Origin of the sequence: Paraburkholderia sp. UCT2 (assembly GCF_014397665.1) — a bacterium.
In the GTDB taxonomy this organism is placed as follows: Bacteria; Pseudomonadota; Gammaproteobacteria; order Burkholderiales; family Burkholderiaceae; genus Paraburkholderia; species Paraburkholderia tuberum.
On record NZ_VZQO01000035.1, the window covers coordinates 1 to 13,571 of the forward strand.

Sequence of the window (13,571 nt, forward strand, 5' to 3'; positions counted from 1 at the left end):
CGAATACGACATCGTGCTGATCGACACGCCGCCGGTGCTCGCCGTATCCGACGCGACCGCGCTTGCGGATAGCTGCGGCACCGTGCTGCTGGTGACCCGCTTCGAGACCACTTCCATTGCGCAGGTGCTGGAGGCCACCAAGCAGCTCAAGCAGGCGAATGCCCGGGTGAAGGGCGTGATCTTCAACGGGATCGATACGGATGTCTATCGCTATAGTCTGGGCGCACGCGCAGGCCTCTATCGCAGTGCTTCCTATCTCGATGCATTGCCCGCCAGCGGAAAGACGCAGAAAGGCTAGCCTTCAGACGAGAACCATCGTCGTGTAGAGCGATGAAAAATTCACCCGGACTTCGACATAGATAAATTGTGAATATCAAACATTCGATCGTCAGTATCGCCGGAGTCGTACTGAGTCAGGCGCTCAATTTCGTTTCGATTCTATTGATCGGGAAGTTCTGCGGGCCGACGGCTCTCGGGTATTTCAGCCAGCTCATGGCCGGTGGTCTTTTTATCGGGTCGGTGATCGGCTTGCGTCTGGAGGTTGCGTGCATGGCGGCGGACAAGGCCCAGGCGGTGCGCGCAATGACGAGTTCCAGTGCGGTCGCCATAGGGATCGGCGTGGCGCTCGTGGTGGCCACGGCAGCGGCCGGGCATACGGAATACATACCTGTTATCGGTCTGGCACTTGGCGTGTTCCTGCAACAGGCGTTGTGCGGAGCACTCACCACCGAAAGAAAGTACGCGCAAATCGCGACGATCCGGTTCTTCCCTAATGCCGCGTTCGCCGTCTACTTCGTCTGCATCATGATGTTTTCGAAAGGGGAGTGCACAGGCACCACCGTATTCAACATCTATAGCTGGATTTTTCTGGCCTCGACCGTTGTGCCCGCCGCGATCTGCATTTACTCGGCGCGCCGGATGATCCCGTTGGCCTTCATCAGGTTCTCCGCGCTTCAGATCCAGTATGCAAAATTTGGTGTGCCGACCACTACGCTGAATTCATTCGTGATCTATGCGTCCGCCATTTTGATGCCGATGATCTTCGATCATCGTGAAGCCGGCATCTTTGCGCTGGCGTATCGTGTGGGGTACTTCCCTGCGTCCCTCTTGTCGCAAAGTTTGGGCGCTGTCTTCCGCCGCGATCTGATCGATTATTTCGACGGCCACAGAAAAGACAGAGTGAATCCGTCGAAACAGTTTTTTACTATGCTGACGTTTATCAGCATTTCTCTGGTGGCAGCGTGCTATGCAGGCCTTAGCCTGATTATCCACATGAAGATGGGCGACGAATGGGAACCGTCGATGTCTGTGTACCTGATCTTTGTTCCCTATTTCATCACGATGGCGATCTATGGCTCGATGGCTCAGGTATTCATTGTCGCGAACCGGCTGAAGATCGACTTGATGATTCAAGCAGTCAATGCCGTATCGATCTTCCTGATCTTTGCGACGGCTCAATTCCTCGGCGTCGGGTTCATCCACTCGCTTCTTCTGCTCAGCGTCTGCGGAACGATCGTGGCAAGTGCGGGTACTTACCAGGCGCTCAAGATCGGCAAGGAGCCGGACGCTTATTTGAATCGCCAACCTAGTTTTGAAGCGCAGTGATCTCTGCGCTCAAAAATCAGCGACGCTGCAAGGCTAGCTCCTCCACCGCGAAACGAGTCGCTCACTTGTTCAGGGAAAGAGAATGCGCATTGTAAAACTCCCCGGCATCATCGGCAGGAATGCGAGTCCGGGCGTGTCGGCCGCGGTCTGGTTCATTCTGTTCATCGCGCTTTATGCGATCTCCGCGTTTCACGACAGCACGTTGCCGGCGCGTTTTCTGTTGGATGAACTGGTGATCTTCGACCGGATGAAGACCGTCACGGCTTTCAGGGCGTTTGGCGACTCATTTGACAATCTCGCGTGGCTGTTCAACTTTTTCGGTCTCCAGAGTTTCTCCATTTCTTTGATAGGATTTCTCGCATCGACTATCGGCATGTTTGTCGCGATCTGGCGTTCCGGTGTCACTTCGCTAAAACCGGCCGAGTTCTTTCTGGTTGCCTTCTGGCTCGCCAATCAGACCGTCTACATCGGCGTTCCATCGAAAGAAATCATCATTTCGGTTCTGGTTCTTTTGATGCTGTTTTACAACTCGTCGCGTGCGATATTGGTTTTGTTTGTCGTCCTGGCAGCGCTGGTAGCCGTGTACTTCAGATCGTACTGGGGCATTACACTGGCCGCAACCGTGATTCTTTATTTCGCGCCAAACGGCTTCAGAAGGCCGGTTTCATTGATCTTTTTCGCGCTGGCCATATTTGTGATGGTCGCCTTCGTGTTCCAGAAGGCCTATGGCGAATCACTGGATTTCGCAAGGCAGAACGCCAATGAGTGGCGGGACCCGGAGGAAGTGGGGTCGATGATCGTACAGTTCATTCCAGGCAGTGGTATGTTCATTGGCGTGGCGAACGTCGCCATCACGCTGGCGACCTTCGTTTTGCCGGTGCGGTTGATTACGTCGGGTTCTCCGCTGCAAATGTTGGGCGGCATTGGCGTGTTTTTCACTTTTGCGACTGTGTTTGTGCGTTATCGCTCCGCGGCGGCGCTATTTCCAGTGGGCCGATTCGAGACGCTTTGTTTTTGTTTTCTGGTCAGTTTCCTGTCAACGCAAGCTATTTTCGAGCCGGACTACGGGTCATTTCTGCGGCATCTTTCGCCGGTGTCGCCGATGATCATGTTTCTCGTCCTGCGGCTCTCATACGATGAACATATAACGGTATCGGCGCAGAGTGCGTCGCGAGTGAACGACGGCGCCCATCACCAGTCCGCGTTGTCGAAGCATCGCAGCGCCTCCTGAGTCGCAATGACGGTCCGCTGATTCAGTAGACCGTCGATGAAGCACATGATCGTAAACATCGGGGCGAACTATCTGACGCGCATCGGTGGGTACGACGTGACGCTGCGCGCGGCGATCGACAACATCACGAATCGCCGCTACTGGATGTTCCAGTACCCGGACTACATCGCGCCAGGCGATCCGCGCATGGTCAGCGTGAACGCGAAGATCGATTTCTGATCTGAGTTGCGCGGTGTCGCGGGCCGTGGCGGGCTCACTGTGCGCCGCCGGCGCGCATGGCCCGGTATTCGCGCTGCACGATGTCCATCAGCTCCGCCACCGAAGTCAGCGCGCTCTGTTGCTCGTAGGTCACGCGCCCTCGCTGCATCAACATGATGCGATCCGCGATATCGAGCGTCTGCGCATAGTTGTGCATGATCATGATGATCGAGAGGCCGCCTTTTTCCTTCAAGCGCATCAGAAGGTCGATGATGAGTCCCGCCTCGCGCGCGCCCATCGCGGCGAGCGGTTCGTCGAGCAACAGGATTTTCGCGTTCGAATGCACGGCGCGCGCCACGGCGATCGCCTGGCGCTGGCCGCCCGAAAGACGTTCCACTGGCAAATCCACCGAAGGCACGTGCACGCCGATATCGTCGAGGCATTGCGCCGCGCGCTCGCGCATCCGTTTGTGGTCGAGCAGCCTGAACGGCCCGCGCCGCACGATTTCGCGGTTCAGGAACATGTTGTGGTAAATGCTCAGCGAATTCGCGAGCGCGAGATCCTGATACACGCATTCGATGCCGAGCGAACGCGCATGATCGACCGAGCGCAACAGCGTCTCCTCGCCGTCGATGTGGAGCGTGCCGCTCGTTTGCTGATGAAAGCCCGTGAGGATCTTCACGAGCGTGGACTTGCCCGCGCCGTTGTCGCCGAGTATGCCGAGGATCTCGCCCTTGCCGAGCGTGAGCGAGACGCCATCGAGCGCCGTCACCGCGCCGAAGCGTTTGACGAGGCTGTCGCCGCGCAGCGCGAGCGAGGCGTTCGGCGCGCTGCGCGCAGCGGCCGTGGCATTGGCGCCCGCGGAGGAGGTTTGCGATTGGTCCATCATCGTCCACCCTTGCGGCGAATGCGCCCGACGTGGATGTTGAAGATCATCGCCGCTAGAATCGCGGCGCCAAGAATGATGTTGAACGTAAACGCGTTGATACCGATCAGTGTAAAGCCGTCGTTCAGAATGCCGAGCACCGCTGCGCCGATGAGCCCGCCCACGATGGTGCCGGAGCCGCCCGTGAGCGGCGTGCCGCCGATCACGGCGGCGGCCACGGCAAGGAACATGATCTGGTTGCCGCCGGCCTGCGGGTCGATCGAGGTAATGCGAAAGGCTTCGAGCATGCCGGTGAAGCCCGCCAGCACCGCGGCGAGGACGAAGTTGCCGAGGCGCAGTCGCTTCACATGTATGCCGGCCTCGCTCGCGCCGAGCGGATTCGCACCCGCGGCCTGCGTATGCAGGCCCCAGCGTGTATGTCGCAACAGCACGTGCATCGCGGCCGCGATCACCAGGGTCCAGATGATCTCGCTGTAGCCCCACGCGCCCATGAACGCGGCGAAGGTTGGCGATCCCGGCGTGGCGGCGGGCGTGCCGCGCGAGATCGTGAGCGTGATACCGTTGATCAGAAAGAGCGTGCCGAGCGTCGTAACGAACGACGGCAGCCGCAGCCAAACCGACACCGCCCCGTTCACGAAGCCGACGATTCCCGCGGCCACGAGCCCCGCGATCACGGCGAGCCACATCGGCGCGCCCGCGTCATTCGCGAACACCATCATGAATGGCGCGAACGCGAACACCATGCCCGCCGACAGATCGATGTCGCCGCCGATCATCAACATGATTTCGCCGAACGCGATGATCGCCACCGGCGCGATGAACTGCGACAGGTTGACGAGGCTCGCGTTGGTGAGCAGGAAATCGTGGTTCGCGAATTCGAAGTAGGCGGCCAGCAGCACGGCCACGAGCAGGATGCGCAGCTCGGCCGCCCATTGAGACGCGAATGAAACACCCGCGCGCCGGGGCGCGCGGACCGCTTTGCTGGTTTCGTTCACTGTATTCATCAGGACTTGATTGGGCCGGATCTCGGAACGATTTGCTCCTTGTCGGTCTTGCCTTCAAAGCGCGTCGAGGTATTCAGGTACGGCTCGACGTTATCCTTTGTCACGAATTTCAGGCCGGTGTTGATTTCGGCCGGGCCGACGAGGCCGCCGGAGCTGAGGAACACGAACGCCTCCATCACCGTATAGAAACCCTGGACGTAGGGCTGCTGATCGATGGTGAAGTCGAGGAAACCTTCGTGGATCAGCTGGATCGTGCTCGGCAGCAGGTCGAAGCCGCCGCCGTGCACGCCTTTGGACGGCAGGTTCGACTCTTTCATCACCTGCGCGACGCCCTGCGTGCTGCCCGCATCCACCGCGAACATGCCTTTCAGGTCCTGGTGGCCCAGGTAGAACGCCTTGATCTTCGACAGCTCCTCGTTGACGGTCGCGCCCGTGGCCACGGTCTGGATGTCGATCTTCTTGCCGGACTTCTTGATGGCGTCGCTCGCACCGTCCAGACGCGGCTGGATGTTGAGCTGCCCCGGCGTGGCGATGAACAGCCCGACCATGCCGCTGTCGATCAGACTGACGATGCGCTCGCCCATCTGATAGCCCGACAGATACAGGTCCTGGCCGATATACGCGAGGCGCGGATTCTTCTTGCCGCGCGGCGCGTCGGCGTTGTACGCGAACACCGGAATTCCGGCGTCGAGCGCGGCCAGGATGGGCTTGTCGAAAGCGCTCGGATCGACGATCGGCACCGCGATGGCGTCGGCCTTCGCGGCAATTGCCGAGTTCACGGCGCGGACCATTTCGCCGGCATCGGACGTGGCCGAGCCGGTCCACTGATAATCCATGTTGAGCAGTGAGCAGGCATCCTGAATGCCGTACTGCGTGGGCACGAAGAACGGGTTGGTGGTGACGTGATTGACGAACACGATCCTCCACTTCTTGTGCGACGGAAAAGCCGTCTGCGCTGCCTGCGCGGTGCCGATCAGACCGCCCGCGCCGCCTAGCGCGCCCATCAGCGAAAGCGCTGCGCCGAGTCCAGCGCCCTGCATCAGCCCCCGCCGCGCCGTGCTGAAACCGTTGCCGCTGTCTTTCTGATCGTCATCCCGTTGCTGTGCCATCTGATCCTCCGGTTCTTGTCTTCATTGGTCGATGTGGTCGACGTTGCGTCGATTGCGTGCAGATGCTGGACGGCACCGGGAGTTCGCGGGGCAGCGCGAGAGTATGGCGTGGGACGTGCAACCCCGATTCGGAAGCGCTCGATACGAGCCGTGCGGTACCGCAAAAATGTTAGTGCAGTGCGGTAGCGACTCCTAATCCATGTATACCCGTAACCGTTCCGAAGATTGGGACGCCGGGTCAGGATGCGTGTTTACCACGAGCGGCTGATCGTGCGGATGGGTGCGCGGCGCTCAAAGCTCGCCGCCCGCCAACACCGTCGCCACGTGCTCGCGCAACGTCGGCAGCACCGCGCCCTCGAACCAGGCATTGCGCTTGAACCACGCGATATTGCGCGGCGACGGATGCGGCAGCGGCATCACATGCGGTCCAAACTCGGCCCACCTGACGAGCGTTTCTGTCGAGGTCGGGCCAAACGCGTCGCCGAGGCCAAAGCGCTGCGCGTATTGTCCGATCAGCAGCGTCAATTTCACCGAACGCATTTGCGCGAGCAATTCGCGGTGCCAACGGCCGGCGCACTCGGGCCGAGGCGGCAGGTCGCCGCTCGCGCCGCGGCCCGGAAAACAGAAGCCGATGGGCACGATGGCGAATCTGGAAGCGTCGTAGAAGGTCGTGTCGTCGACGCCGAGCCATGTCCGCAGACGCGCGCCGCTCGCGTCGCTCCACGGCACCCCCGACGCATGCACGCGCGCGCCTGGCGCTTGTCCGATGATTAGAATGCGCGCCCGCGTGGACGCCGCGAGCACGGGGCGGGGCGCGTGCGGCAGCATGGGTGCGCACAGCGTGCAGGCGCGGATGTCGCGAAGCAGCGTGTCGAGCGACGTGTCGAGTTTCGACGGACGTTTGGTGGTAACAGCCATAAAGCGGTGCGAGGTGACTGGTGCGCAGTCGTGTCGTGAGTCGGCTCAGTTCTGCGCCTGAGCCGGATAGATCAGCGTGCCGTCGGCCTGGGCCTCGGCGCCCGGTGTCATCGTGGCGGCGTTCGTGTGATGCGCGTCCATGATGTGCAGCACGGTTTCATCGTGCATCAGCAGATAGTCCGTAATGATACGCCGGTGGCAGCGCCACCAGACCGCCTCCGAGCACATGATCGCGCAGCGCTGCCGATGACCGAGCGTCAGAAGTTGCGCCAGTCCCTCGCGGAACGCGTCGCTCATTGCATAGTCGGCATAGTTGCGAAAGGCCGGTTGCGTCCAGTTCGCATTCGGCGACGGCGCGTCAACCTTGCGCCTGCTGCGGCGTCCGCCGAGCGCGGCGAGATGCATGTAGTCGATATGCTCCGGCGCGAGTGAGGCGGGCAGCGTGTCGCGATTGAACTGCGGGTTGGTCCGCGAGCGCGGGATGCTGCGCACGTCGACGAGCAAGGCGATCTGCTCGCCTTTCAGTAAGTCGACGAATTCCTGCAACGGACGCGTCGAGTGGCCGATCGTGAAAAAAGGGCGTTTCGTTTCCATGCGTGCTTGGCCGGCGCCGATAGCGGCGACGATCCCTACAGACTTACAACGTGCGGCGCAGTAACGTCAACTGTGTCCCGATTCAGGTGTTGCACGTGTCATGCCTGACGAACGCGCGTATGCACGCGCTCGCGAATCGCAAGACCCCGGGGAGACAAGCCGGGTAGCCATCATTCCGGTATCGAGTGCAACCTTGCTCCCGCGAGTCGGAGTTGCAACAATGCACCCGCGACGGCGCCCGCGCCGCACGCAGTCGCCCGCGCATTTTCTTTCGACCCGCTTGCACCATGACCGACGGCCTGCCCAATCCCCAACGTGCGTTTGCGTACCTCGCGATCGCCATCGCGATGACGATGTCGGTGCTCGACACTTCGATCGTCAACGTCGCGCTGCCCACCATCAGCAACGACCTCGCGGTATCGCCCGCAAACGCGATCTGGGTCGTCAACGCGTATCAGCTGGCGATCACGGTGTCCTTGCTGCCGCTCGCGGTGCTAGGGGACAGCCTCGGCTACAAGCGGGTCTACTGCTACGGACTCGCGCTTTTCACGCTGGCGTCGTTCGCCTGCGCGAATGCGCACACGCTGCTGGTGCTTGCGGTCGCTCGCGTGTTTCAGGGCTTCGGCGCGGCCGGCATCATGAGCGTGAATATCGCGCTGGTGCGCTTCATTTTCCCGAAGGCACGGCTTGGCGTCGGCGTCGGTTATTCGTCGCTGGTGGTGGCCGTTTCGTCGGCGGCGGGGCCGAGTATCGCGTCGGCGATTCTGTCGGTCGCGCACTGGCAGTGGCTGTTCCTCGTCAACGTGCCGCTCGGCGTGCTGGCGCTGTCGATCGGCGCGCGCACGTTGCCCGCGACGCCGACCTCGGGGGCTCGCCTGAGCGGCGTGAGCGTCCTGCTCAACGCGCTCACATTCGGCCTGCTGATCTCCGGTCTCGCGGCATTCAACCAGGCGGGCGCGACGCAGCGCGGCGCCGTGATGGTCGCGATCGCCCTGGTGGCCGGCGTGCTGTTCGTGCGACGCGAAAGCCGGCTCGCGACACCGATGCTGCCCATCGACCTGCTGCGCATGCCGGTGTTTTCACTGTCGATGGCGACGTCGATCTGCTCGTTCGCGGCGCAGACGATGGCGTACATCGTGCTGCCGTTCTACTTCGAGCAGACGCTGAAGCTGTCGGAAACACAGACCGGCATTCTGATGACGCCGTGGCCGCTCGTGACCGCGTTGATCGCACCGGTCGCGGGCCGGCTGTCCGATCGGTGGGCGCCGGGACGCATCAGCAGCGTCGGGCTCGTCGTGTTCGGGTGCGGACTCGCGATGCTCTGCCAGCTCGGCGAGACGGCGACGCGTTTCGACATCGTGTGGCGGCTCGCGGTCTGCGGCCTCGGCTTCGGTATCTTTCAGTCGCCGAACAACCGCGTGATCATCGGCAGTGCGCCGCGGCATCGCAGCGGCGGCGCGTCCGGCTTGCAATCGATGGGTCGTCTGCTCGGCCAGTCGAGCGGCGCGGTGGCGGTGTCCATCGTGTTCGGACTCGTGCATGGCCAGCACCTCACGTTGATTGCCGGCATTGCCGCGGCGCTCGCGTTGATCGCGGCCAGCGTGAGTTCGGTGCGGCGTATGACGGAGCACAGCGACGCCCCGCCGGAACAGCAGGCTACGCCAACGCGGCCGCTCTCCGAGCGTTGACGCGGGTGCGGCGTCGTTCCGCCGCCCATACGCCTACGCGAGATTCGAAGGCGCCGCCTTCAGCACGTCGACGTGCTTCGGAATCAGGCTGAGATCGAGGAACGTATCGGCGATCTGTTGCTGCTCGCCGAGAATCGCGCGGGTAATCGGCTGCGTGCCGAACTGCTACGCTGCACCGCCACGTCCACGACCTGCTTCGGCAGACCCCATAGCTGCGCGAGTTCGCTGGCGAACTGATCCTTGTTCTGCTTGCCCCACTGATCGACCTTGTCGAGTTCTTCGATCAGGATCCGGATTACGTCGGGATTGTTCGCCGCATAACTCTGCGACGAGAAGTAGAACGCCCGATTGCCGACTACGCCGCTTGCATCGGCAATCACGCGAGCGCCGAGCGATTGCTCCGCCGCGGCGAAGTTCAGGTTGCGTGCCGGAACAAATGTGCGGGCTCGCGTGCGTCGTCCGTCATTTGTTCTGGAAAGGCACCCGGTTCTAACCAGGCGGCGGCGGGGAGGGGGCTATGGGAGCCGAAATGGAGGCGCTGTCTGGCAGACCGCGACGGCAGGCGGTCTTCAGGAGCAAGCGCATCAAGCCCGCGGCGGCAACAGTGCCGAAAGCAGCCGGCGCAACTGCGCCAATTCGCTTGCCGTCAGCCTTTCAGTGAGAATGCGCTCGACCTGCTCGACGCGCGGACGCAAGGCCGAGAGCTGCTTCTTACCGGCAGTGGTGAGAAACAGCACATAACTGCGCTTGTCGACAGGATCGTCCGCGCGCTCGATCTGGCCGTTGCGCACCATGCGTGCAACGAGATCGGCAATCGTCGAACGATCCACGTCGAGTTTGTCTCCGAGTTGCCGCTGACTGACGCCAGGCGTCTCGTGCAAGACCTCGAGCGCCGCGTACTGCACGCTCGTGATCTCCGCGGAAACCTCGCTCAGCCAGACCGCTGCATGGCGCTGTTGGGCACGGCGCACCAGGCTGCCAGTAAATTTGGGGAGCGCGCCGGCGTCTTCGGGTTTGATCGGCAATTTCGGAGGTTTGGGTTTCGTTGTGGTTTAACGCACGCGAAAGATGGGCCGAAAGAAGGCGTTCAACTCCGCATACGCATTCAATGGGAGAACATGGGCCACGTATTGATCAGGACGTACCACGACGAGTGCGCCTTGTTCGCGATCGATGCCGCGCTCGTCGAAGATATCAGCCGTCGCGTCGCTCGTAAATGCCTTTTCGTAGTCGATGAGGCCGTGGCGGCCCTTGCGCGGCAGCAGGAGGGCGGGGACGTCTTCGAGGCGGACTTCGCGATGCGGCTGTTGCAGCACCGCGCGCAGATCGAGAACGCTGTCCACGTCGGCGTCCTTCGGCGTGCAGAGCCTCAAAACGGAATCGGGCGACTTGTCGAGATGCTCGCACAGCGCATCCAGCGCACGACGCGACGCGTCCGCGAAAGCGTACAGGCGCCAGCGGCCGTCCGCTTGCGCGGCATGCCCTAGATGGAACGGTTTTGCATCAGCGAGGCGAACGACAGGCGACGAGTGAAAGCGCGTACCGATCGCAAAGCCTTTGGCGAGCGCCTGATGCGTCGCTTCACCGGTCAGGGTGGCCGGCCGGTAACGCGTTGCGACGCCAGCCGTGTAGCGGCCAGCGCGAACGAAGTACGCCTGAAGCTCCGCGGGATCGACGCCGCCCGCCTCGGGCCGGTTCGGATCCTTCGGCGGCGCGGCCATCATCGCCGACCATTCCTTGTCGAAATCGATCAGCTCCTGCGCAATAGGTTGGCGCTCGTCCGAATACGTGCGCAACAGAGCGGCGTCGCTGCGGCCCTCCAGCACCGCGCCGAGCTTCCAGCCGAGATTGAAGCCGTCCTGCATCGACACGTTCATGCCCTGACCCGCTTTGGCGCTATGCGTGTGGCAGGCGTCGCCCGCGATGAACACGCGAGGCTCGCGCGAAGTGCCGTCGGCGGCGATGGCATCGTCGAAGCGGTCGGTGAGGCGCTGCCCGACCTCATAGACCGAGAACCACGCCACTTCTTTCACGTCGAGCGTATAGGGATGGAGGATGCGCTGCGCCGTCTCGATGATGCGATCGACCGTGATCTGCTTGATGCTGTCGCGGTTCTCCGGGGTGACATCGCCGAGGTCGACGTAGAAGCGGACCAGATATCCGCCTTCACGCGGAATGATCAGCAGGTTGCCCCTGCTCGCGGACTGAATCGCCGCTTTCAGCCGGATATCCGGAAAGTCGCTGACCGCCAGCGCATCCATCACGCCCCACGCATGGTTGGCCGCGTCACCGCGCAGCGTTTGTCCGATGGCGGTGCGTACGCGGCTGCGAGCGCCGTCGCAACCGACGACATAGCGCGCACGCACGGACACGGTCTCGTCGAGCCGCGCGGGATCGGTATGGCGCAGCGTGACCAGCACCGGGTATTCGTGCGTATCGTCGCGCTGAACGTCGACCACTTCGAGGCCGTAGTCCGGTTCGATCCGTCGCGCGGAGCGGCGCATCACGTCGAGCAGATATTCCTGGATGCGGGCCTGATTGACGATGACGTGCGGAAATTCCGAAAGGCCTGTTTCGGTATCCTGAACTCGGCCGGTACGACTGATCGCGCCGCGGTCATTTGCATCGGGTCGCCAGAATACTGTTTCATTGACCCAATAGGCTTCTTGCAGCAGGCGGTCACTGAGGCCGAACGCATTGAACATCTCGACGGTACGGCACGCCACGCCATCGGCCTGACCCATCTGCAACGGTCCGTCGCGACGCTCGACGACGCGCGTGCCGATCGACGGGAATTGCGACAGCTGCGCCGCCAGTACGAGGCCGGCAGGGCCGCTGCCGACGATCAGCACGTCGACCGTCTCGGGCATCTGCGCCGCATGCGCATTGCCGATGACTGGCTCGATCGTCGGATCGCCGACCCGGAAACCGTTGAGATGAAATTGCATGACGTCCTCCTCCGTTCAGTAGATATCTGCTGAACGCGAATATACTCCGTACCCCAACCATTTTGAAGTGCTTCGTGGGAGGATGGATGTTTACCCTGGTTCGGAAGAGCGCTCGTGGACTTTCGGGAACGGCTGTTTCAATGACCGTGCCAATGGCCCCCATGGCCACCCCAGTAGCCGCCAATGCCGATGCCGAGGCTCACGGACGGCGCGACGTAATACCCGGGGGCATAGCCATAGGCGGGCGCTGGCTCATAACCGTAGCCATAGCTGGGTGGCGGCGGGGCGACGACGCAGCCCGCCAGGCCGACTGCCACGATGATTGCAAAGAGTAGTCTGGTCATGATCGTTTTCCTCCAATCATTGAGGAGACGCAAGATTCAGTCCAGCCGTCTCGTGCCACCATGTCGACAGTGTCGTCCTCGGCAATGGCACCCAGAAACTCAGCGTCAGCGATGCACGTCGTTAATCACGGATGACCTCGCGCAGCACATGACGCGTGTCGAGCTGTTCGGACAGGCACTCGCTGACCCATTCGCTCATCTGCTGGAAAGAGGGATCGTTGGCCATTTCTTCGCCGAACTCGCGCAGCAACAGCAGGTCGACCACGGCACGAAAGAACTGCCGCTCGTCGTCGACACCTGCCGCGCGTAACGTGTCGATCCGCGTTCGAATCGCATCAGGCAGACTTTCGGCAGTCGACGGCGGTCCGCCAGGCTGCATGGAAGATGCCCCCTTGCGGCCGGAGGCCGTCCGTTCGCCTCGCTGCTCCTTTTCGGCGAGTTGTTGCCGTAGCACCTGCATTGCCTGATTGAGCGTCGAAATGGGGTCCATGGCGCGGCCGCGAATCAGTGACGGGTCTGATTGTTCTGATAGCCCGACAGCAGCAGATGGTCGTGTTGCGCCGCGGAGCCTTCTTTCGCCTGATCCGCAGGCTCGGCCTCGGCAGTCAATGTCGCGATCAGCGCGCCGACATAGGCGTTGATCAACGGATACTGCTGATTGAGCTCCATGCCGAGATTGAGCTTGTCGAGCGCGTCATCGAACTGATCGTCGGCAAACCTCAGCAGCCCATCTTTGAGCACGCGCAGTGCGTCGTACTCAGCCAGGCGATCGAGTGGCAACCAGCTTCGCGACGCCTGCGCGACGAGCCCGTTTTGCAGTTCGAGAAGCCCCAGCATGAAGCGGGCGACGTGAAGATCCGGCACGAGCGTCAACGCCTGAACGAAATCAGTACGCGCTTCGCCGTGTCGACCCTGGTTGGCGTACACCGAGCCGCGCAGGAACCACAGGCGTGCATCGAGCGGCCAGCCAGCGAGCGTCTCGTTCAGCACATCGAGCGCATGTTCATCGGTGCCCTGCATCGCGGAGAGGACGGACGACATGACGC

14 protein-coding genes and 2 pseudogenes are annotated in these 13,571 nt (G+C 62.0%); 5 read left to right on the plus strand and 11 right to left on the minus strand.

Annotated elements, in window-relative coordinates; all coding sequences use genetic code 11:
* The 4 genes and pseudogenes from F6X39_RS25060 to F6X39_RS25075 form a co-directional block, all read left to right on the plus strand.
* A partial coding sequence (locus F6X39_RS25060; RefSeq protein WP_410450364.1) for a tyrosine-protein kinase family protein occupies positions 1–298 on the plus strand: 298 nt, incomplete at its 5' end.
* Positions 299–366: 68 nt separating this feature from the next.
* The gene (locus F6X39_RS25065; protein ID WP_187618563.1) at positions 367–1,605 is read left to right on the plus strand and encodes a lipopolysaccharide biosynthesis protein; all 1,239 of its coding nucleotides are present in this window, start codon (positions 367–369) and stop codon (positions 1,603–1,605) included.
* 82 nt (positions 1,606–1,687) lie between these two features.
* Positions 1,688–2,836 carry a hypothetical protein gene (locus F6X39_RS25070; protein ID WP_187618564.1) on the plus strand — a complete coding sequence of 383 codons (1,149 nt, stop codon included), beginning with the start codon at positions 1,688–1,690 and terminating at the stop codon, positions 2,834–2,836.
* A 45-nt stretch (positions 2,837–2,881) separates the two neighbouring features.
* Positions 2,882–3,055: pseudogene (locus F6X39_RS25075) on the plus strand (hypothetical protein); the annotation flags it as partial.
* Positions 3,056–3,089: 34 nt separating this feature from the next.
* Here F6X39_RS25075 and F6X39_RS25080 read toward each other — a convergent pair.
* The 5 genes from F6X39_RS25080 to F6X39_RS25100 all read right to left on the minus strand — a co-directional run bounded on the left by F6X39_RS25080 (position 3,090) and on the right by F6X39_RS25100 (position 7,545).
* Positions 3,090–3,920, minus strand: a complete 831-nt coding sequence (locus F6X39_RS25080; protein ID WP_187618618.1) for an ATP-binding cassette domain-containing protein — start codon at positions 3,918–3,920, stop codon at positions 3,090–3,092.
* Positions 3,920–4,924, minus strand: coding sequence for an ABC transporter permease (locus F6X39_RS25085; protein ID WP_187618565.1), 1,005 nt, complete (start codon positions 4,922–4,924; stop codon positions 3,920–3,922). Before F6X39_RS25085 ends, F6X39_RS25080 begins: the two co-directional genes overlap by 1 nt.
* Positions 4,924–6,033 (minus strand): sugar ABC transporter substrate-binding protein, encoded by a 1,110-nt coding sequence (locus F6X39_RS25090; protein WP_187618566.1) that lies wholly within the window; start codon positions 6,031–6,033, stop codon positions 4,924–4,926. The genes F6X39_RS25085 and F6X39_RS25090 overlap by 1 nt, the downstream gene beginning before the upstream one ends.
* A 291-nt stretch (positions 6,034–6,324) precedes the next feature.
* Positions 6,325–6,951, minus strand: coding sequence for a uracil-DNA glycosylase family protein (locus tag F6X39_RS25095; protein ID WP_187618567.1), 627 nt, complete (start codon positions 6,949–6,951; stop codon positions 6,325–6,327).
* Between the two features lie 45 nt (positions 6,952–6,996).
* Positions 6,997–7,545, minus strand: coding sequence for a DUF488 family protein (locus F6X39_RS25100; protein WP_187618568.1), 549 nt, complete (start codon positions 7,543–7,545; stop codon positions 6,997–6,999).
* 287 nt (positions 7,546–7,832) lie between these two features.
* Between F6X39_RS25100 and F6X39_RS25105 the strand changes: the two genes are divergently transcribed.
* On the plus strand, positions 7,833–9,233 hold the full coding sequence (locus tag F6X39_RS25105) for an MFS transporter (RefSeq protein WP_187618569.1): 1,401 nt from the start codon (positions 7,833–7,835) through the stop codon (positions 9,231–9,233).
* Positions 9,234–9,266: 33 nt separating this feature from the next.
* On the opposite strand, the pseudogene F6X39_RS25110 reads toward F6X39_RS25105, so the two are convergent.
* The 6 genes and pseudogenes from F6X39_RS25110 to F6X39_RS25135 form a co-directional block, all read right to left on the minus strand.
* A pseudogene (locus F6X39_RS25110) lies at positions 9,267–9,646 on the minus strand (sulfonate ABC transporter substrate-binding protein); the annotation flags it as partial.
* 171 nt (positions 9,647–9,817) lie between these two features.
* Entirely contained in the window at positions 9,818–10,258 is a 441-nt protein-coding gene (locus F6X39_RS25115; protein WP_018422184.1) for a MarR family winged helix-turn-helix transcriptional regulator, read from the minus strand.
* A gap of 27 nt (positions 10,259–10,285) precedes the next feature.
* Entirely contained in the window at positions 10,286–12,181 is a 1,896-nt protein-coding gene (locus F6X39_RS25120) for an FAD-binding monooxygenase (protein WP_187618570.1), read from the minus strand.
* Positions 12,182–12,318: 137 nt separating this feature from the next.
* Positions 12,319–12,525, minus strand: a complete 207-nt coding sequence (locus tag F6X39_RS25125; protein WP_184055610.1) for a hypothetical protein — start codon at positions 12,523–12,525, stop codon at positions 12,319–12,321.
* 121 nt (positions 12,526–12,646) lie between these two features.
* Complete coding sequence (locus F6X39_RS25130; protein ID WP_187618571.1) at positions 12,647–13,015, minus strand: hypothetical protein; 369 nt, start codon at positions 13,013–13,015, stop codon at positions 12,647–12,649.
* A 14-nt stretch (positions 13,016–13,029) separates the two neighbouring features.
* Positions 13,030–13,566 carry a tetratricopeptide repeat protein gene (locus F6X39_RS25135; RefSeq protein ID WP_187618572.1) on the minus strand — a complete coding sequence of 179 codons (537 nt, stop codon included), beginning with the start codon at positions 13,564–13,566 and terminating at the stop codon, positions 13,030–13,032.
* Between the last annotated feature and the right edge of the window lie 5 nt (positions 13,567–13,571).

Coding starts and splice junctions, on each gene's coding strand:
- F6X39_RS25070 (WP_187618564.1), top strand. CDS start 1,688: ATGCGCATTGTAAAACTCCCCGGCATCATCGGCAGGAATGCGAGTCCG.
- F6X39_RS25080 (WP_187618618.1), bottom strand. CDS start 3,920: ATGGACCAATCGCAAACCTCCTCCGCGGGCGCCAATGCCACGGCCGCT.
- F6X39_RS25085 (WP_187618565.1), bottom strand. CDS start 4,924: ATGAATACAGTGAACGAAACCAGCAAAGCGGTCCGCGCGCCCCGGCGC.
- F6X39_RS25090 (WP_187618566.1), bottom strand. CDS start 6,033: ATGGCACAGCAACGGGATGACGATCAGAAAGACAGCGGCAACGGTTTC.
- F6X39_RS25095 (WP_187618567.1), bottom strand. CDS start 6,951: ATGGCTGTTACCACCAAACGTCCGTCGAAACTCGACACGTCGCTCGAC.
- F6X39_RS25100 (WP_187618568.1), bottom strand. CDS start 7,545: ATGGAAACGAAACGCCCTTTTTTCACGATCGGCCACTCGACGCGTCCG.
- F6X39_RS25105 (WP_187618569.1), top strand. CDS start 7,833: ATGACCGACGGCCTGCCCAATCCCCAACGTGCGTTTGCGTACCTCGCG.
- F6X39_RS25120 (WP_187618570.1), bottom strand. CDS start 12,181: ATGCAATTTCATCTCAACGGTTTCCGGGTCGGCGATCCGACGATCGAG.
- F6X39_RS25125 (WP_184055610.1), bottom strand. CDS start 12,525: ATGACCAGACTACTCTTTGCAATCATCGTGGCAGTCGGCCTGGCGGGC.
- F6X39_RS25130 (WP_187618571.1), bottom strand. CDS start 13,015: ATGGACCCCATTTCGACGCTCAATCAGGCAATGCAGGTGCTACGGCAA.
- F6X39_RS25135 (WP_187618572.1), bottom strand. CDS start 13,566: ATGTCGTCCGTCCTCTCCGCGATGCAGGGCACCGATGAACATGCGCTC.